At 52.8% G+C, this 18,381-nt stretch carries 18 protein-coding genes; 2 read left to right on the top strand and 16 right to left on the bottom strand.

The features are described 5' to 3' along the window. Nucleotides 1-8: 8 nt before the first annotated feature. From argC to raiA, 9 genes are all read right to left on the bottom strand, one after another. Nucleotides 9-1,049, bottom strand: coding sequence for an N-acetyl-gamma-glutamyl-phosphate reductase (argC, locus tag NST37_RS22575; RefSeq protein ID WP_339185864.1), 1,041 nt, complete (start codon nt 1,047-1,049; stop codon nt 9-11). A gap of 212 nt (nt 1,050-1,261) precedes the next feature. Continuing rightward, nucleotides 1,262-1,624, bottom strand: coding sequence for a cytochrome c551 (cccB, locus tag NST37_RS22580; RefSeq protein WP_003388288.1), 363 nt, complete (start codon nt 1,622-1,624; stop codon nt 1,262-1,264). An 80-nt stretch (nt 1,625-1,704) separates the two neighbouring features. Then, complete coding sequence (locus NST37_RS22585) at nt 1,705-1,974, bottom strand: YciI family protein (RefSeq protein WP_024984017.1); 270 nt, start codon at nt 1,972-1,974, stop codon at nt 1,705-1,707. A gap of 48 nt (nt 1,975-2,022) precedes the next feature. Next, nucleotides 2,023-2,775 (bottom strand): glycerophosphodiester phosphodiesterase family protein, encoded by a 753-nt coding sequence (locus NST37_RS22590; protein WP_003388290.1) that lies wholly within the window; start codon nt 2,773-2,775, stop codon nt 2,023-2,025. 35 nt (nt 2,776-2,810) lie between these two features. Then, nucleotides 2,811-3,936 (bottom strand): peptide chain release factor 2 gene (prfB, locus tag NST37_RS22595; protein ID WP_122958876.1). Its coding sequence is split into 2 segments (ribosomal slippage): nt 2,811-3,854 and nt 3,856-3,936, totalling 1,125 coding nucleotides; the frame shifts between segments, so codons are not numbered across the junction. Between the two features lie 75 nt (nt 3,937-4,011). Continuing rightward, nucleotides 4,012-4,554, bottom strand: coding sequence for a hypothetical protein (locus tag NST37_RS22600; RefSeq protein ID WP_024984020.1), 543 nt, complete (start codon nt 4,552-4,554; stop codon nt 4,012-4,014). A 52-nt stretch (nt 4,555-4,606) separates the two neighbouring features. Beyond that, on the bottom strand, nt 4,607-6,040 hold the full coding sequence (locus NST37_RS22605; protein WP_339166731.1) for a S8 family serine peptidase: 1,434 nt from the start codon (nt 6,038-6,040) through the stop codon (nt 4,607-4,609). Nucleotides 6,041-6,293: 253 nt separating this feature from the next. Then, nucleotides 6,294-8,816, bottom strand: coding sequence for an accessory Sec system translocase SecA2 (secA2, locus tag NST37_RS22610; protein ID WP_003388295.1), 2,523 nt, complete (start codon nt 8,814-8,816; stop codon nt 6,294-6,296). Nucleotides 8,817-9,100: 284 nt separating this feature from the next. Further along, a complete protein-coding gene (gene raiA / locus NST37_RS22615; protein WP_003388296.1) occupies nt 9,101-9,661 on the bottom strand; it encodes a ribosome-associated translation inhibitor RaiA in 561 nt (186 codons plus the stop codon). 205 nt (nt 9,662-9,866) lie between these two features. On the opposite strand from raiA, the gene NST37_RS22620 reads away from it, so the two are divergent. Further along, nucleotides 9,867-10,919, top strand: a complete 1,053-nt coding sequence (locus NST37_RS22620; RefSeq protein WP_339185867.1) for an HD-GYP domain-containing protein — start codon at nt 9,867-9,869, stop codon at nt 10,917-10,919. Between the two features lie 86 nt (nt 10,920-11,005). Here the strand turns inward: NST37_RS22620 and NST37_RS22625 are convergent, their stop codons facing one another. The 5 genes from NST37_RS22625 to NST37_RS22645 form a co-directional block, all read right to left on the bottom strand. Beyond that, entirely contained in the window at nt 11,006-11,203 is a 198-nt protein-coding gene (locus tag NST37_RS22625; RefSeq protein ID WP_003388298.1) for a cold shock domain-containing protein, read from the bottom strand. 94 nt (nt 11,204-11,297) lie between these two features. After that, nucleotides 11,298-11,972: an amino acid ABC transporter permease gene (locus NST37_RS22630; protein WP_024984022.1), complete on the bottom strand. Its 675-nt coding sequence runs from the start codon at nt 11,970-11,972 to the stop codon at nt 11,298-11,300. 86 nt (nt 11,973-12,058) lie between these two features. Further along, on the bottom strand, nt 12,059-12,868 hold the full coding sequence (locus NST37_RS22635) for a basic amino acid ABC transporter substrate-binding protein (protein WP_003388300.1): 810 nt from the start codon (nt 12,866-12,868) through the stop codon (nt 12,059-12,061). A 296-nt stretch (nt 12,869-13,164) separates the two neighbouring features. After that, nucleotides 13,165-13,962, bottom strand: coding sequence for a flagellar motor protein MotB (locus tag NST37_RS22640; protein ID WP_003388301.1), 798 nt, complete (start codon nt 13,960-13,962; stop codon nt 13,165-13,167). Then, on the bottom strand, nt 13,955-14,764 hold the full coding sequence (locus tag NST37_RS22645; RefSeq protein WP_003388302.1) for a MotA/TolQ/ExbB proton channel family protein: 810 nt from the start codon (nt 14,762-14,764) through the stop codon (nt 13,955-13,957). The genes NST37_RS22640 and NST37_RS22645 overlap by 8 nt, the downstream gene beginning before the upstream one ends. A gap of 129 nt (nt 14,765-14,893) precedes the next feature. Between NST37_RS22645 and NST37_RS22650 the strand changes: the two genes are divergently transcribed. Further along, entirely contained in the window at nt 14,894-15,100 is a 207-nt protein-coding gene (locus NST37_RS22650) for a hypothetical protein (RefSeq protein WP_003388303.1), read from the top strand. Between the two features lie 75 nt (nt 15,101-15,175). Here NST37_RS22650 and NST37_RS22655 read toward each other — a convergent pair whose 3' ends face one another. Beyond that, the gene (locus NST37_RS22655) at nt 15,176-16,594 is read right to left on the bottom strand and encodes a serine hydrolase domain-containing protein (RefSeq protein ID WP_339185869.1); all 1,419 of its coding nucleotides are present in this window, start codon (nt 16,592-16,594) and stop codon (nt 15,176-15,178) included. 79 nt (nt 16,595-16,673) lie between these two features. Then, nucleotides 16,674-18,305 carry a peptide ABC transporter substrate-binding protein gene (locus NST37_RS22660; RefSeq protein ID WP_003388306.1) on the bottom strand — a complete coding sequence of 544 codons (1,632 nt, stop codon included), beginning with the start codon at nt 18,303-18,305 and terminating at the stop codon, nt 16,674-16,676. Nucleotides 18,306-18,381 lie beyond the last annotated feature (76 nt).

Here is an 18,381-nt window from a genome sequence, read left to right on the forward strand (position 1 = left end):
TACCTCCTCTACGGGAAAAGCGGTACGAGCGGCAAACCGGCTGTCTCCGGCAGCCCAAGCATGATGTTCATGTTTTGCACCGCCTGACCTGCCGCTCCTTTGACGACGTTATCGATTACGGAAAGCACAATGACCCGGCCGGTTCTATCATCTATATGCAGCGCGATGTCGCAATAGTTGGAACCATACACCTCTTTGGTGCGCGGATGACTGCCCGGCTGACGAAGGCGGACAAACGGCTTTCCCGCATAGGCGGACTGGTAAAGCTCCTGAAGCTCGGAAAGAGCGGCTGCCTTCTCCAGTTGTCCATAGGCCGTCACCAGGATTCCCCGCGTCATCGGCACGAGATGGGGTGTGAACTGGATGAGCTGCTCCAGCTCTGCCTGCCCCGTCAACTCCTGCTCAATCTCGGGCGTATGCTGGTGGGACGAGACCTTGTATGCATGGATGCTTTCATTGATTTCACTGTAGTGAACCCCGAGCGAAACACCCCGTCCTGCCCCGGAAACACCTGATTTGGCGTCGATGATCCAGCTTTTCGGGTTGACCCAGCCCGATTTTGCCAGCGGAATCATTCCCAGCAATGCAGCAGTCGGATAGCAGCCCGGATTGGCGATCAGCTCTGCTCCCGCAATCTCTTCCTTTTTCCATTCGGACAAGCCGTAGACTGCTTTCTGCAGCCATTCGTCCGCCGCCGGCTGCCGCTTATACCATTGCGTATAGGCAGCACCGTCCTTCAAACGGAAATCACCGGACAGGTCAATCACTTTCGCGCCGTTCTTGACCAGCTCTGGCGAAAGCTCAGCACTGACACCCGCAGGGGTAGCGAGAAAAATGACATCGTTGTCCGCTCCCATTTGCCCGGCATCTATTTTTGCCAGGACGGGAAGCTCAAGCGCCTGCACGTGGGGGAACACGCTTGCAAGCGATTCTCCTTCTGACGTGCTGGAATATAAATTGGCCACCTTCACGTGAGGATGGCCGGCCAAAAGACGTATCAGCTCGACACCGCTGTAACCAGTTGCCCCGACAATTCCGACCCGGATCATAGTCCCTCTCCCTATCTGTATTTTTATACAAAAATAATAATAAACATTCATCCAAAAAACAACCCTTGCCATAGAAAAAGCGCCCGACAATTTATCGGACGCTTTGTTCCATGCATGTTTTTGCAGGTCCCGAGCGATGCATATGTTCGACTACCGCCATGCAGCGCTACAACGTGTGCCGAGTGAAGCGCACGTTCTGATTGATATGACAGCTATTTCTTGTCGGCGAGCCAAGCAGCCACCGTCTCGGCGTCTTGATCCTTGACTAGGCCGCCGGGCATGCCGCCTTTTCCGTTTTTCAGGATCTCCAGAATCTGCTCCTTGGTGTACTTGCCGCCAACCTGGGTCAAATTCGGACCGACTGAGCCGGACAAATCCTGTCCATGGCAGCTGGCGCAATTGTTTTTAAACAGCGTTTCAGCCGTCGCCGCATCGTACCCGCCAGTAGGAGCGGTTGGGGTCGTCTCTCCGGCTGGCTGATTGGCAGGCGGCTGGGCTTGGTTGCCTCCTCCGCCACAAGCACTCAAAAATAGAACAAGCGCAACAGTAAGGACAGATATTGGGAAGCGCTTCATGGCTGTTCCCTCCTTATTGAAGAATATTTCTTCGCTAAGTATGCCTCTGCTGCGCTCTATTCATTCTCCATTTGGTCAACTTATCCCAGAGGAAAATTTAAAGGACTCCATTCGCGCAATTCCAGCGTACGAGCTCCTTCCTTCACCACCGGATCAGCCTGAGCCAATCGAAGCGCTTCTTCCTGCGTATCCGCTTTATAGATGACCAGACCTCCCTGCTTGTCCGTAAATGGGCCGGCCATCACTACTTTTCCCTGCTTGTACAAATCGTTGATGTAGTCCAAGTGGGCCGGACGCACTTTTGCGTTCAAATCCTGATCGATGATGGACAGCATAGCGACGTAGAGCATTTTTTTCTCCTTCTTCCTTTTGCTTGTCTCTTTCCATGCGGAAGCGCATTAGATCCGAGGTGAAACCCGATGCCCGCTCATTTGCCGCACCTCGCGAGGCTTGTTGGTCATGATCGCATCGATGCCGAACGCCGTCAGCCTGGCCACTTCCTCCGGCTCGTCGACGGTGTAGGCAAAAACGCGAAGGCCAGCCGCGTGTGCCTGCCGGGCGATTTCCGCTGTAATCAGACCATGCCAGAGATGCAGCGAATATACCGGGTACGGCAGCGACCGCACGTAGGCAACCGGGTCGTACAGCCTCGCTTCGTACAGCAGCCCCAGATACAAGGCAGGCTCCCGCCGATGCACCTCTTCCAGAACCTGATGGTCAAAGGAGGATACGATCAACGAGAGCTTGTTTTTCCACATGCATAATTGTTCGGCCACTGCGGTGCCGATTCCTTCGTACCATGCAGGACCGTTTTTTATCTCTACATTCACAGTGGCTCCCTCGGGCAGAAGCGCCAACACGTCTGCCAGCTCCGGAACCTTTTGTTCCGAGAACTCGGGACTGAACCAGGCTCCTGCCGACAGTGCGGAAAGCTCGGCCATTGTCTTTTCGCCAACGGGGCCAAAGCCGCTGGTGGTCCGCTCCAGAGTGTGATCGTGAATAACACAAAGACGCCCGTCTGTTGTCAGTTGGACGTCTAGTTCTACCCCGTCTGCTTGTTGCTCCATGGCCATGGAAAAGGCAGCACAGGTGTTTTCCGGGGCATCATGTGATGCCCCGCGATGACCGAGAATCAACGGCTTTCCCTTCATGGAAGCCTCCCCCGCTTCTTGCTGTCCGAAAAGAGTCATGCCTGTTCCGGACGGTTGATTTGCGAACGGAGATATGCATCGATAAACGAATCGATGTCCCCGTCCATGACAGCCTGCACGTTTCCAACCTCCACATTGGTGCGGTGATCCTTGACCAGGCTGTATGGGTGAAACACGTAGGAGCGAATCTGGCTGCCCCAGGCGATATCCTTTTGCTCCCCCTGAATCGCCTGCAGTGTTTTCTCCTGCTCTTCCCGCTTCTTTTCAAACAGACGGGCTGCCAGCATTTTCATCGCCCGCTCGCGGTTTTTGATCTGGGAGCGCTCCGTCTGGCAGGTCACGACAATGCCGGTCGGAAGGTGCGTGATCCGGACAGCGGAGTCGGTCGTGTTGATGTGCTGACCTCCCGCACCGCTGGAACGGTAGGTGTCGATCTTCAAATCTTCCGTACGGATGTTCACCTCTGTGTCATCCTCGATCTCAGGCAGGACATTGCAGGAAACAAAGGAGGTGTGACGGCGCCCCGACGAATCGAACGGGGAGATTCGGACCAGACGATGGACGCCTTTTTCCGATTTGAGGTAGCCGTATGCATTATGCCCCTTGATCAAGAGCGTAACGCTTTTAACCCCCGCTTCATCCCCTGGCAGGTAATCCAGCGTCTCCACCTTGAAGCCCTTGGATTCCCCCCAGCGTGTGTACATGCGCAGCAGCATGGACGCCCAGTCCTGGGATTCCGTACCGCCTGCACCCGGATGAAGCTCGAGAATGGCGTTGTTTTTATCGTACTGGTCGCTGAGCAGCAGCTCCAGCTCGAAGCTTTCAAATTCCTTTTTCAGCGCCTGGGTGCTGTCGTACACATCCTGAATCATCGAATCGTCGCCTTCTTCGATGATCAGTTCCAGCATGACCTGCAAATCCTCGTATTGGGCATCCAGCTTGCCCATGGTCTCGACCAGACCCTTCAAGGCGTTCAGCTCGCTGATCGTCTTTTGGGCAGCGTCGTTGTCGTCCCAGAAGTCCGGAGCCAGCATGCGCTCCTCCAGCTCACCGATCCTCTCTTGCTTGACTGGGAGGTCAAAGAGACCCCCTAATATCCGCTAAACGTTTAGCCATGCTCGACATCTCTTGCTTGATGTCCGCAATATCAATTAATGCCATGTGCGAATCACCTACTCTTCATTATGCTATGTATCATTGTACCGTAATTCGGCGGATTCGCAACATGACCGGTGATCACGAATTGGGGCCCAAATAACGGAAGCCTTGGCTTCCCGGCAGATTTGGCGGTGCCGGAGCGGATCTTGTCTCTTGCGGCTCGTTCGGGCTTGCAGACGCTTTTTCCGGTCGAGCCATCCTGCCTAGCAAATGGAGGATCGACAACCCTGCACGCTTCTTCTTTTGCCTTGTTCTCACGCTGTTTGTGCTGCGGGAGAATAATCCGTTCCCCATCTGGCTGCCTCTTCCCGTGTCCGTGATGAATGCAGCTTGCAAAGGCAGCTCAATGCCCCAGTTGGGCTCGGGAAGCTCGGTTGTCAGCCTGTGATCGTCAAAGACCGGGCTTTGGACACCGACCAGCACCTGATTGTGAGCATCTGCTTCCCCGCCCCCCTCAGCCGAAGCAGCCTCTGCTGCTGTTGCAGCCGCATGCGCTTTGTCTGTAAACAGGTACCCCCCTTGAGCGTCCTGCATTCTCCGCTTTAGTATCTTCCACGTCTCGTCGATTCTCTCGAGGATGAATTGCGCCTGAACACCCATTACGTTTCCTGTCGTTCTCATGCTTCATTCCCCCGTTCAGCATCTAGTTTTTCAAGCTGATGTAAACCATTGTTTACTCCGTCAGCGCGTTGTAAATATTTGCTTCCCCAGCCCCGAAGTACTTGTCTTGTCCTCGCTTCCCGAAGTCCTCCGCTGTTTTCTTGATCAACGCTGCCACCTGGGACGGCTTCATATCCGGATGTTCCGATTTGATCACGGCTGCAATTCCGGCCACCTTGGGCGCTGCCATCGACGTGCCGTGCATAAATGCGTACCCCTTCAGATTAGAGGTAAAGTAAGGCGGCAAGTACGTCGGATAGGTGGAGAAGGCGCGATAGCGGAAGTCGCGTTTATCCAGATAGTCTCCTTTCGGGTCTTGACGGTACAGTCTGTCGTATTCCGGTCCATTGTCTCCGCCCGGTGCAGCTATATCGATCGGGTTGCCGTAGTTGGAGTAAAAGGCGATTTCGTCTTCGGACCATTCATTGGACGACGATACGGTGATCACCCCTGGGATTTGTGCCGGTACTACCCGGGATGGCCCTTTGATATCGAGGCCGTAGGTTTCCTTCCAATATTCCTGCATATCGTGCAGACTTCCCAGGTTTCTTGAGTCGTTGCCGGCAGCGACGACGACTGTGACACCTTTTTTCACCGCGTACTGGACAGCCCTGTGGTAAGCCACCATCGAGGCGGAGTCTCCTTTTTCACCGTAGTTGTGAGCCATCCACCTCCAGCCGCCGAGGCTCATATTGACAACGTCCACCCCATCATTGGCTGCCTCCACCAATGCGTCCGTAATCCAGGACTGCTGGGCGCCGCCTGTTGCCCCGAACACCCGGTAGGCTCGCACAGTCAGGTTGGGGCCCACCCCGAGCATCTTGCCATTGGCTGCGATGGAACCGGCAACATGCGTGCCATGTCCGTTTTGGTCCCATGCGTCCTTCGTCCCCGGCACAAATGTCTTGCTGCCCTCTTCATCCGCATTGTCCCGCAGGTCCGGATGGTCGAAGTCCAATCCGGTATCGATAATCCCGACAACCGTTCTTGAGTTTCCTTTGCTGATCTCATGGGATTTGAAGTTATTGGTGATTCGCTTGATATCCCATTGCAAATCGTAATAATTCTGATCGGGATCATCCCAGTCTGGCTGAGGTATATCCGTAATCGGCTGTCCGTCCGCCGCTTCCGGCTCCTCCTCGTCGAGGAAGATTTCCAGCTCCTCCTCCGCTGCCAGCACTTCCTTGTCTTCCCTGATCTTCTCTAAAAAGTCCGGATCATCAGAGGTGGCGGATACGATGCCGACTTCATCGATGACAGTCTCCACTGATCCTCCCGATTCTTCGATTCTCTCTTCCAAATCACTCGGGATGTTGTTTTTATAAGCGATGAGATAGGCCCTTTCCTTGCTTTTCCCCGAAGCCGGGGTCTGTACCACAGAGAGGGCGGAAGCTGCCAAGCCCAATACCAGTGTTGTGCTTAGTACCATTCTCACTGCTCTATTCATCGCTATCATCCTCCATCGAAAATTTGTTGTACTACCGATTGTAAAGATTTTCCCTATTTTTTCTATCAAAATCGTTCGATACAATCCTGCAGTGTCAGACAAACAGCGATCATTTTTCCAACGAAGAAAGCGGGAAAGGGACGAAGCCTGTCTGACGGTCAGGAAGAATAACGAAAAAAACCCACTCTCTCCGGCTTCGGAAAAGAGTGGGTTTCGTTGTTTTCTAGCAAAAATGACAGTGAATCTATCGTTTTTATTGATTCCGTTTCATCTGACGGCGGCGCTCCTGTTCCTCGGCGCGGCGCTGAGCGCGGTTTTTCGGATCGGCGTCACCGGAGGTCTCGCTGTCAGGACGCTCGGATGGACCGGACGTTTTCAGTTGAGACTGATCTGCAGCCTGACCGCGGATCACTTCCTGACGCTCCAGGTTTTGGCTGACCTCTGCTTTCATGATGTACATGGCCACTTCCTCTTCGACGGCAGCGACCATCGACTGGAACATTTCGTAGCCTTCGAATTGGTACTCGCGCAGCGGATCGTTTTGTCCGTAAGCGCGCAGGTGGATACCTTGTCGAAGCTGTTCCATCGCGTCGATGTGATCCATCCACTTGCTGTCGACAGCGCGGAGTACAACGACCTTTTCAAACTCGCGCATCATCTCGCCGATTTCCACTTCGCGCTGCTTGAACTGCTTCAGGACCTCTTCTTTCAGAAGCTCGACGATTTCCTCGGCTTCTTTGCCCTTCAGTTTGTCCGCAGTCATGATCTCATCGTGCAGGAAGCCGTTGTTGGCTGCTTCGGCCAAGCCTTCGAGGTTCCATTCTTCCGGTACCTCTTCCTTCGGACAGAAGTTTTCCACAGTGCGGTCGATGACGCTGTAGATCATCGGCAGGACAACTTCGCTCAAATCCGATTGCTCCAAAATATCGCGGCGCTGCTTGTAAATTACTGCGCGCTGCTGGTTCATGACATCGTCGTACTGGAGAACCACTTTACGGGCGTCAAAGTTGGAGCCCTCCACCCGTTTTTGCGCGGATTCGACAGCACGCGTAACGAGTCTGCTTTCGATCGGCATGTCCTCTTCCATTCCGAGGCGGTCCATCATGTTCATGATGTTGTCCGCTCCGAAGCGTCTCATCAGCTCATCCTGCATGGAGAGGAAGAACTGGGAAGAACCCGGGTCGCCCTGACGTCCTGCACGTCCGCGGAGCTGGTTGTCAATCCGGCGGCTCTCATGGCGCTCGGTACCGATAATGTGCAGACCGCCCAGCTCGGCTACGCCTTCGCCCAGCTGAATGTCCGTACCGCGGCCGGCCATGTTCGTCGCGATGGTGACAGCGCCGTACTGACCCGCACGAGCGATAATCTCCGCTTCGCGCGCATGCTGCTTCGCGTTCAACACGTTATGCGGTACGCCCTTTTGCTTGAGCAGCTGCGAGAGCATCTCGGAGTTTTCGATGGAAATCGTACCGACCAGGATCGGCTGGCCTTTTTTATGACGCTCGACGATATCGGCCACGACCGCACGGTACTTGGCCGCTTCGGTTTTGAAAACCAGGTCCGGCAAATCTTGACGGATAACGGGTTTGTTGGTCGGGATCACGACTACATCCAAGCCGTAAATCTTTTTAAACTCTTCTTCCTCTGTTTTGGCTGTACCGGTCATACCGGAGAGCTTTTGGTACATGCGGAAGTAGTTTTGCAAAGTAATCGTCGCCAGCGTCATGCTCTCGCTCTGAACACGGAGCCCTTCCTTGGCTTCAATCGCCTGGTGCAGACCTTCGCTGTAGCGGCGTCCTACCATCAGACGGCCGGTAAATTCATCGACGATGACAACCTCGCCATCCTGCACCACGTAGTCCACGTCGCGCTTAAAGAGCACTTGCGCTTTCAGGGCGGCTGTGATGTGATGGTTGAGAGTCATGTGCGCGGTATCGTACAGGTTTTCAATGTTGAATGCCTGCTCGACCTTGGCCACGCCTTCATCGGTCAATGAAACGATTTTTAATTTTTCGTCCACCGTATAGTCTGTTTCCGCCTCCAGACGCTTCACAAAATGCGAACAGATGTAGTAAAGTTCTGTAGTGCGGTTGGCAGCACCGGAAATGATCAACGGCGTACGCGCTTCGTCGATCAGAATGCTGTCCACCTCGTCAATAATCGCAAAGTAAAGCGGGCGCTGAACCATCTGTTCTTTGTACAGCACCATGTTGTCGCGCAAATAGTCAAAGCCAAACTCGTTGTTGGTACCATACGTGATATCGCAGTTATAAGCTTCACGCTTTTCTTCCGCAGTCAGACCGTTTTTGTTCAGACCGACTGTAAGTCCGAGGAAATTGTAGAGCTGACCCATGATGGTAGAGTCGCGTTCAGCCAAGTATTCGTTGACGGTTACGACGTGTACGCCCTTGCCCTGCAGCGCATTCAGGTAGGTCGCCAGCGTCGCGACGAGGGTTTTCCCTTCCCCTGTCTTCATCTCGGCAATACGTCCTTCCTGGAGGACCATACCGCCGATCAGCTGCACGTCAAAGTGACGCATGCCCAGAACTCGCTTGGATGCTTCACGGACGACCGCAAACGCTTCGTTTAGAATGTCGTCCAGTGTCTCGCCCTTCGCGAGCCGATTTTTAAATTCCTCCGTCTTCGCCCGCAACTGCTCATCGGACAGTGCTTGTACAGTCGGTTCCAACGCGTTGATCTTTTCTACGCGCTTAAACATCTTTTTGACTTCACGCTCGTTGCTGTCGCCAAAAATCTTTTTTACGAGTCCCAGCATAAGGACACCCCTTCCTAGTGGCAAAACTGCTTCGATTATGCTTCCCTTGCGCAGCCACATCAGGGTCCTCGAACGGAGGCTTCCCAGTGGCAATCTGCTTTCTATTTCATGTACCCTCCCGCCGAAAAACCATTATAGGCCTTCAGGAGCGATTCCTACTTCCACTTCCATAAAAAGACACTTTTACATATGCGTCTTCCCTAAATTGATATTTTATCAAATGAGAATAGGAGTGCACAAGTAAAGGGAGTTGCCAGAATAAGCAACTCCCTGTTTGACGGGCTTTATTTCGGTTCAATCAATCCGTAGCGACCATCATTTCGGCGGTAAACGACGTTGACGTCGTTCGTGTCGCTGTTTTGGAAAACAAAGAAGCTGTGACCTAGCATATCCATTTGCATGACTGCTTCCTGGGCGTCCATCGGCTTTAAGTTAAAGCGTTTGGTCCGAACAATGTCGATGTCGACATCTTCCCCCTCCTCCAGGTCTTCTGTCAATACGGCGACCGCCTGGCGGCTATTCCCCGCTGCCTTGTTGGTCGATTCGGTACGGAGCTTGCGTATTAATTTGGTTTTATGCTTACGAATCTGTCTTTCCAGCTTTTCTACCACCAAATCAATGGAGGCGTACATATCTTCATGCGTTTCTTCGGCGCGAAGGATTACTCCGCTGAGAGGGATCGTCACCTCGATGGTCCCTTCTCCCTTTAGAACTCTCATCGTAACCTGTACATCTGCAGGGCTAGAGTTTTCAAAGTACTTTGCAAGACGGCCCACTTTCTTTTCTACATACTCTCGAAGTGCTGCGGTAACTTGAATGTTTTCTCCACGAATTTGAAATTTCATGGTTCAAACCTCCTTCCGTCTTTCCTAATACCTATTCCTTACATATGTAAAAAATCCTCCCCGCCAGCTTAAAAAAACCTTTACAAAATGTTTACATCTCTACAAGTTACGACAATTTTCTAGTAAAGCTTTCAAAAACAGCTATGATATACTACGATCATTAGGGAATAATTACCGCGCAAGACAACTGAATGGAGGAATCCTCATGGAAGAGGTAAACCCTTCGCATTCCATTACGGGAAAGACGCTGGCACAAGACGTATACAACGAGAAGGGGCTTTTGCTCCTGCCGGCTGGCGCGGTCTTGCACCAAAGCGATATCCGCTTGCTTTGTGCACACCAGGTCGAACGGGTATATGTAGCCAAGGATGGCGACTTACCAGACCCACCTTCTCCCCTGCTCCATTGGAATGAAGTGGAAGCAGCTCGTGAATACATGGAAGCTGTCAAACAAACAGAGGAGTTGTTCATCCGGATCGCGACCGGTTCCATTCCTCCTCTGCATCAATTCAATCATGTGTTTTATCCGTTGCTGGACGAAATTCTGCAGCGTTGCGGAGTTCAGCGTTTTATTTACGTAAAGGAAGGAACCGCCCAATACACCTACCGCCACTCCCTGCATGTGGGCATTTTGGCTGCATTAATCGGCAAGCTGATGGGACACACGCAGGAAAACATTGTGTTGCTGGGGCAGGCGGGCCTTTTGCATGACGTAGGCAAAATGCTGATACCGAAAGAAATCCTGCTCAAACCGGAGCGGCTGACCGACGAGGAATACGAAGTGATGAAGCAGCATGCCCGGCTCGGGGAGCATCTGCTTCGCCAAATGGAGGGAGCAGACGAGCTGATTGCTCTCTGTGCGCTTCTTCATCACGAACGGCTGGATGGCAGCGGCTATCCCGAAGGACGCACACAGGAGCACATTCCGATCGAATGCCAAATCGTCAGTGTCGCAGACGTATTTGACGCCATTTGCACGGACCGGGTGTATCGCAAGGGAACCTCCCCTTTCGAAGCTGCATCCGTGTTACAAAATTTGGCCTACTCAGGCAAGTTAAACGCCCAGGTTGTCACCCGCTTTATCCATTATGTCGTGATGCTGTATGTAGGGGCAGAAGCTTACCTCAATTCAGGTGATCGCGTGGAAGTCATCATGATTCATACAGATGAGCCTCTGCGGCCTCTCGTACGCCGCAGAGGGGAGTACCTCGATTTGCGTCAACACCGTTCCCTGCACATCCAGAGCATCATCGGCTGACAACAGGCCGTACATGAAAAAATCCCCCATACCATTTGGTACAGGGGGATTTGCTTTTATCGGTGGCTGGCGTTTGCAATCAGTAGCTACGCGATAACTACGTTCGCTGCTTGGGGACCGCGATCCCCTTCCACGATATCAAATTCTACGGTTTGTCCCTCTTCCAATGTACGGAAGCCTTCTTTTTGGATAGCCGAGTAATGTACGAAAACGTCTCCGCCGTCCTCACGCTCAATAAAGCCAAAACCTTTTTCTGCATTAAACCATTTTACTTTGCCTTGCATGCTGATGCACATTCCTTTCTTTTGTAAAAACTTGGGATTTCAAATCCCATGTGAATGACTATATCATCCGCCAAAACGAGAGTCAAATCATCCCTCATTTGGTTGAATATTTCTTCTCCAGTCCTCTGACGACGATTCTCGACAAGAACAGCGTAAGCACCAGATAGACGGCTGCTTCCGTCAAATACGGAGGGTAGCGCTCCAAGGTGCTTTTGGCTACGCTCATCGCCGCGTAGTTTAATTCCGGCGTGGCGATGACCGCAGTCAGGGACGAGTCTTTCAACAGCGAGATGAATTCATTTCCCAGTGCGGGAAGCATGCGGGTGAACGCCTGAGGAATGACGATCAGCCGCATAGCCATCCCTTTGGTCATCCCGAGAGATCGGGCCGCCTCCATCTGGCCGGGGTCAATGGACTGAATCCCCGCGCGAAAAATTTCAGCGATATACGCTGCTGCATTCAAGGACAATGCAATCATACCGGAATAAATGGCTTCCGGGCTGCTCTGGCCCGGGAAGAATACCTCCCAAATGGAGGGGATAACAGCAAAGTGAATCAACAAAATTTGCACCAGCATCGGAGTTCCCCGAAACAGCTCAACGTAAATCGCGCTGGGAATCCGCAGCCAGGCCTTGCTCGATTGCTTCCCCAAACTGATAAACAGCCCCAGAAGCGTTCCCACGACAGTAGCGATGGCCGTCAGCAGGATTGTATTGAGAATTCCGCGAATGAACAGTTCCCGATAATCGTAAACGACACTCCAGTCCAGAGTTGTATCCTCCCTCCAAGTTGTTTGGCTGTGGACGAAAAAAGCAGCAGGGTACGCCTGTTGACGTACCCGTCCGCGCTTCCCTCTTACTCTTTATTAAAATACTGGTTGTAGATTTCTTGCAGCTTACCGTTTTCCTTGATCTTCTTCAACCCGTCGTTGATCTTGTTCAGGATCTCGGTGTTGCCTTTTTTGACCATGATGCCGTAATACTCCTTTTCAAAAGAATCGTCTTTGATCAGTTTGAATTTCTTGTCCTTGATTTTTTTCACGTAATATTGAATGACGCCATTATCGCCGACTACGGCATCCACGCGCCCGTTAAAGAAATCATCCACAGCGGAAGGCATGTCGTCGTATTCCTTCAGCCCTTGATACGTGTCGCCAAATGCTTTCTTTACCACTTCTCCGCCCGTGGTTGCGCCCTGCACGCCGATTTTCTTGCCTTTCAAGTCATCGAGCTTGTTTACCGGTGAGTCCTCGGCAACGAGAATCAACTGGTTGGCTTCGAAATACGGTTCAGAAAAGTCGTACTTTTTCTTGCGCTCTTCGGTGATCGTAATCGACGAGATTCCGATGTCTACGGTCCCTCTGTCCAGACCGTCAAACAAAGGGTCCCAGCCGGTATTCTTCCATTCGACCTTGAAGCCGCCCGCTTCGGCAATCGCGTTTAACACATCGATGTCGTGGCCGGTGATCTTGTTGTCGGCCTCCAGCATTTGAAACGGCGGATACGCTGCGTCGGTACCAACCACGTACACCTTTTCCGCCGTACCTCCTCCTGCCGTGCCGCTGCCGGACGAAGCCTGATTCCCTCCCGTTCCACAGGCGGATACCAACAGCCCTACCCCGACAGTCAAGACAAGCGACGTCAACCATTTCTTCTTCATCTTCATCTGTTCATGTCCCCCTTATCTGTGTCTACCTTGAAAACCTTTTCCCCAGCCTTTGTCCACATCGGCACACCTTTTATTTTGCGTCATCCACAGAGTTGTCCACATTATCCACAGGCCGTTGTGCACAAGCTGGGCATAACTCACCCTTATGCTCGTTCTCCCCAATAAATATGTTTTTTGGCAAGAAAATAGAACAAGGGTTCGTACAAAAAGAAAGAAGGATTCCTATCAGAAATACTTCTCTCTGATGCACGGGAATCCTTCCGAAAACTCATTTTATTTACAGAAAATTTTATTTATTGGCTCTTGTCTGCCAGAATGACAATTTCTACGCGTCGGTTGCGACTGCGATTCTCGGGAGATGTGTTATCTACAAGCGGTTTATACTCTCCCCAACCGGCAACGGTGAATCGATCTGCGGCCAGCCCATGCCCGTCCACCATTTCCCGCATGACCGCAATCGCCCGGGCAGAGGACAGCTCCCAGTTGGACCTAAAAGAGCTGTGCGTAATCGGCACGTCGTCCGTATATCCTTCGATCCGGACCTTGTAAGAAAAGCGCTCCAGGACCTGTGCGACATGATCGATCACCTGCTTTCCATCCTCCCGCAAATCCGCGGAGCCGCTGGAAAACAGAATCTTCTCCGGCAGGCGGACTCTCAAGCCTTCTTCCGTCTCTTCATAGTCGATGTTCTGCTCCTCCAGAGCCGCGGAAAGCGCTGTTCGCACTGTCTCCATATCCCGGTCACTCTTGTCTTCCATATCTACCGGAACGGCCCGCTTGGGCACCGTCTCCCCTGTCTCTCCACCTACTGCAGCCTCCAGCACTCCGCGTCTTGCTTCCAGCTCGTGGACCTGGCGCTGAAGCTCCAGCTTCTGAATGTTCAACAGGTCCAGGCTTTCGTGCACTTTTTGCAGACTTTCCTGCTGGCGGGCCTCCTCTTGCTTGATTTCCTGCATATCGGTCTTGAGCTTGGCCGAATGGGCGGCGGCAACGATGAGGATGATCACGAACAGCAGGGTAAACAAGTCACTATAGCTGATCAGCCAGCTTTTTTCCAGCTCTTTTTCGTCGTACAAGCGATCGTCATGCATGGAGATCCTGCCTTTCGATCGTCCCTTTCATGCTGCCAGGGGTTTTGATGAGAACAAGCTTTTTGTCTCCGGGCAAAAACGAGTTCAATTTTTCAAACAGGACACGCGGCGTCTCCATTCGCTGCAAACCGATGCAGCCTTCCAGATAGAGCCGCTTTTCAAACATTTCCTGATCATACAAGTCCATCAGCCGGTAGTAGCACGGCAGGGCAAACATGTTGGCCAAAAGCGCCCCGTACAGCGTCGCTACGACCGCCGAGCTGAGGCTGTATCCCGTCTGGGTCAAATCATTCAGCGTCTCCAGAACACCCGTCATTCCGAGGAGCGTTCCCACCAGACCCATGCCGGGGGCCAAAAGGCTGACCAGGCGGAAAAAGCCTGCCGCCTGCTGGTAGCGATGCTGTTCGCCCTTCAGCTCGTTTTCGAGAATCATGCGGAGCTCCTCCTCCGGTACTCCTTCGATGGCAAGCAGACTGCCCCGACGGACGAAGGAATCTTTTTCATTTTGCAGCTCTTTTTCCAGCTCAAGATACCCTTGTTCCTTTTGAACCAGTGCGTAGTAATAAAACCGCTTGATCGTCTCCTCCACGTTTCCCTCGCGCCCATGGATCAACAGACGGACGATTTTGCGCACCTCCAGATGCTTGCGCTTGATCGCATACGAGATAAGCACTGACAACCCAACCAGCTCGATAGCCGTCAGGTTCAACAGATCGGACAGGTTTCCTTTCAGGTAAACCGCATGTGTAAAAATAAGCACTACTGCTCCCACCAGCAGGAGCGAGCGTCGTTTCGTCGACAAACCTGTCACCTTCCCACTTGCTTTCTTCTCTTCCTTTATCGGAAATGTTCAGTTTGATTATAATACCAAAGCTTTTCCAATCCGATAAAAAAGTGAAGGGACCCAAATGAAAAAGGAGGGAAACCACAAATGGATATGAGTTCTATGATGAGCGCGCAACTGAGCCAGTTGAGACACACTGTCAGCCTCAGCGTCATGAAAATGGCGCAGAACACGATGGCAGCAGGTGCGACAGCGATGATCCAGGACTTTTCTAATGCGCAGCAAAGCGTGCAGCAAGCCGCTCAAGCAGCGCCTCATCCGACAGCCGGAAAAACGATTGACATCAGCGTGTAGGAAAAGAGCAACGGACGCAGGGATCTTCTCCGCGTCCGTTTTTTCTTCATGTTATGCTTTTGAATAGAACGAAAGTCATTGCGCTTTCTTGCGCAGCTGGCGCTTCGCGTATACGACCCGGTGGACCGCACCTGCTTCATTTCGCACGAACAGCACGGGGATATCCGCTCCTCTGCGGCGAAATACGAACAGATCATTCCCGACCGGCCGCAGCGCATAAGTCGTACCGTCCATTGTCATCTGGCATACTCCGTCTTTTGCTTCCACACTCATTTCCATCCATTCCTGACAAGTATACTCTCCGGCATAATCAGCGAGCTTCTCTGCCGCCAGCGACTGGTCCGCAAAGCGAAACAGCGGAGTCTCAAGCGGTCTATCCAGGACCAGGTTGAGCGCTCCTACGGCTATCTCGCGCACTTCCACGCCGTCGACATTGGTCAGGATGACTCCGGTGATGCCCTTTTCCGGCAACACAAAAATCTGCGAGCTGACCCCTTTTAGCGACCCTCCGTGATCGATCAGCGGCCCGCCAACGAAGTCGGGCACGATCTGCAAGCCGTACCCGTAGTGCCAGCAAGCATCGCATTTCACATGGGGAGTCGTCATCTCGGCCACACTCTCCGGAGAGAGGATGCGCGTCTCTCCTGCCATTCCACCTGTACGGAAAATGTCCAGATACCGGAGCAAATCGGCCACGCTCGATTTCAAAAAGCCTGCGGCCCGCATCGCCGGAGCATCGTGCAGGACTGGGGCGTGGAATACCTCGTTGGCTCCGTTCCGCGTCTTGCGGGTAAACAGCTCTGCTACGTCCCTATGTGCTGCAAGCTGCTCCGGAGTAAACACGCTGCGGTTCATCCCCGCGGGGAGCAGGATGTGTTCCGTCACATACTGTTCAAAGGACATGCCGCTGACGCGCTCTACAATAGCTCCCAACAGCCCGTACACATCGTTGTTGTAGCTGAACGCCTCTCCCGGCCGCCCCAGTACCTCCTCCGGAAACGAGCCGATTTGCTCCATCAGTTCCTCGTACGTATCCACGACAGGGACCGACTCGTCTACACACTCCGGCTCCGTCTCCAGAACCGCCGGATCTTTTTCCATCGACCGCTTCATGGCGGATGTCAAAAAGGGCAAGGGCGGCATTCCCGGCGTATGGGTCATGAAGTGATGAATCGTCACATCCCGTGTGAATTGGTCTTGCGGCATGCGAAACTCAGGCAGATAGTCCACGACAGGATCGTCAACAGACAGCTTGCCTGCCTCCTGCAGTTGCATAATGGCCATACAGGTAAACGACTTGGTCACGGAAGCGATGCCAAATATCGTATCCGGCGTGACCGGCTGCTGCTTCTCCACATCGCTGAAGCCAAACGAGCCAAAATAGACCAGCTCTCCGTCCTTGCAGATTCCGATCGCCCCTCCAGGCACCTGGGCTTGCTCCATTCGAGCTTGGGCAAATGGTTCAAACTCCTGTTTCCACTCCTGATGATTCATATCGATAACCTCCTTTCTGCACTTCTATTTGCAGCTATTTGGTCAGGGAAAACATTCTCTGTCACTGCTTTCTACACCTCTATTCCTTGTAGCCCCACTTCATGTCGATATAGCCGAGCGGGTCTACGGTCACGCCTTTGAGCTTGTCGTTTTGCACCCAGACGTTCACATTGCTGTACAGTCCCGTGACTGGCATCTCGTTCATCAAAATCGACTCCGCTTCCTGCAAAAGCTGATTCCGCTTGGTTTCATCCGTTTCCTTGTAGGAGCGGTTGATCAGGTCGTTGTAGGCTTCGCTGTGCCACAGTGTACAGTTGTTGTCGCTGTACTTTTCCATCAGCAGCTCGAGGAAATTGACAGAGTCGTTGTAATCGGCCGTCCACGCTGTTACCGAGATCATGTATTTCCCCTGGGCCTGCTCGTCAAACATCACGTTCATGTCCTTGTTGATCAGCTTCACTTCAATGCCGAGCACTTTTCTCCACTGGCCCTGCAGAGCTTCGGCAATTTTCTTCTGGGCGTCGGAATTAAAGTACAGGTACGTAATTTCCGGCAGCTTTTCAATCCCCAGCTCCTTCATTCCTTCCGCCAAAAGCTGCTTGGCTGTTTCCGCATCGTTGTCCTTGAAATAGCCCTCCGGCTTGAGGGAAGCCGACTGCGGCACCAGCCCGGTCAGAGCTGTCTGTCCGCCCTGCAAAATATTGTCCACGATCTCCTGGCGGTTGATGGCATACGCAAACGCTTTGCGGATCTTCTCGTTTGTAAACGGCGCCTGCTCCGTCTGGAACAGCAGGTAGTAGGACTGCGCCTTTTGCATCGCCTGCAGCTTGCCCTCTTCTTTCATCGCCGGAATCGCATCTACCGGCAGACTGCTGATCGGCCCGCCAGCCCAGTCCAGCTCGCCCTGGTTAAACATCTCCAGCTCGGTATTGGCGTCCTCCACCATGGAAAATTCGATTTTGTCCAGCTTCACGGCTTCCTTGTCCCAGTAATGCTCGTTTTTCACTAGGACGATTTTGCTCTTGTGCTCCCAGGTCTCGATTTTGAAAGGACCGTTGGTGACGATGGTGGCGGCTTCATTGGCCCACTTCTCGTTCCCCTCCACGACCTTTTGGTTTACGGGGTAGTAAAAGGTTGCCAGCGTCAAAAAGTAAGGCGTCGGGTTTTCCAGCTGCACTTCGATCGTTTTGTCGTCGATGACCTTGATCCCGACATCCTCTTTCTTTGCTTTGCCCAGGTTAAAGGCCTTTGCATTGACGATCGGATAGTATTTGTACGCGGAGCTGCTGGCCGTCTTCGGATCAAGTGTCCGGAACCAGGCGTAGGCAAAATCCTTGGCCGTCAGCGGCTCGCCATTGGACCATTTCGACTCTCGCAGGGTAAAGGTATAGGTCTTTTTGTCCTCCGAGATCTTGATGTCGGATGCGACGGAATTGACCGGCTTGCCGTCCTTGTCCAACCGGACCAATGCATCGTAGATGGCCCGGATGTAGGCACCCGAGGCGACGTCGTTGGAAAGACCCGCATCCAGCGTTTTGGGCTCCCGGCCATTCATCTGCAGGATTTGTTCCGCTCCGCTTCCTCCCTCTTGCTTTGTGGACGCTTCCGGTTGCTGGGATGAACCGGCCGGCGCAGGCGGACTGCTGCTGCATCCGACCAGTGCCGCGATGAGCAGAAGTGTGGAGCAGAATGAAAAAAAGCTCTTTTTCATCAGATGGACCCCTCCGTATTTTTGATTTTTTCAAATTATCTTGCAATTTTTGTGCCATTTGCAGTGAGCTTGTTGC

The organism is Brevibacillus sp. FSL K6-6036 (genome assembly GCF_037964015.1).
Classification (GTDB): domain Bacteria; phylum Bacillota; class Bacilli; order Brevibacillales; family Brevibacillaceae; genus Brevibacillus; species Brevibacillus borstelensis.

Bases quoted from the DNA above. Each gene is read 5' to 3' on its own strand.
- NST37_RS22620 (WP_339185867.1), top strand. From the start codon at position 9,867: ATGGAAGAGGTAAACCCTTCGCATTCCATTACGGGAAAGACGCTGGCA.
- NST37_RS22655 (WP_339185869.1), bottom strand. From the start codon at position 16,594: ATGAATCATCAGGAGTGGAAACAGGAGTTTGAACCATTTGCCCAAGCT.
- raiA (WP_003388296.1), bottom strand. From the start codon at position 9,661: ATGAAATTTCAAATTCGTGGAGAAAACATTCAAGTTACCGCAGCACTT.
- NST37_RS22605 (WP_339166731.1), bottom strand. From the start codon at position 6,040: ATGAATAGAGCAGTGAGAATGGTACTAAGCACAACACTGGTATTGGGC.
- NST37_RS22625 (WP_003388298.1), bottom strand. From the start codon at position 11,203: ATGCAAGGCAAAGTAAAATGGTTTAATGCAGAAAAAGGTTTTGGCTTT.
- secA2 (WP_003388295.1), bottom strand. From the start codon at position 8,816: ATGCTGGGACTCGTAAAAAAGATTTTTGGCGACAGCAACGAGCGTGAA.
- cccB (WP_003388288.1), bottom strand. From the start codon at position 1,624: ATGAAGCGCTTCCCAATATCTGTCCTTACTGTTGCGCTTGTTCTATTT.
- NST37_RS22640 (WP_003388301.1), bottom strand. From the start codon at position 13,962: ATGCATGACGATCGCTTGTACGACGAAAAAGAGCTGGAAAAAAGCTGG.
- NST37_RS22585 (WP_024984017.1), bottom strand. From the start codon at position 1,974: ATGCTCTACGTCGCTATGCTGTCCATCATCGATCAGGATTTGAACGCA.
- NST37_RS22590 (WP_003388290.1), bottom strand. From the start codon at position 2,775: ATGAAGGGAAAGCCGTTGATTCTCGGTCATCGCGGGGCATCACATGAT.
- NST37_RS22650 (WP_003388303.1), top strand. From the start codon at position 14,894: ATGGATATGAGTTCTATGATGAGCGCGCAACTGAGCCAGTTGAGACAC.
- NST37_RS22600 (WP_024984020.1), bottom strand. From the start codon at position 4,554: ATGAGAACGACAGGAAACGTAATGGGTGTTCAGGCGCAATTCATCCTC.
- NST37_RS22660 (WP_003388306.1), bottom strand. From the start codon at position 18,305: ATGAAAAAGAGCTTTTTTTCATTCTGCTCCACACTTCTGCTCATCGCG.
- argC (WP_339185864.1), bottom strand. From the start codon at position 1,049: ATGATCCGGGTCGGAATTGTCGGGGCAACTGGTTACAGCGGTGTCGAG.
- NST37_RS22635 (WP_003388300.1), bottom strand. From the start codon at position 12,868: ATGAAGATGAAGAAGAAATGGTTGACGTCGCTTGTCTTGACTGTCGGG.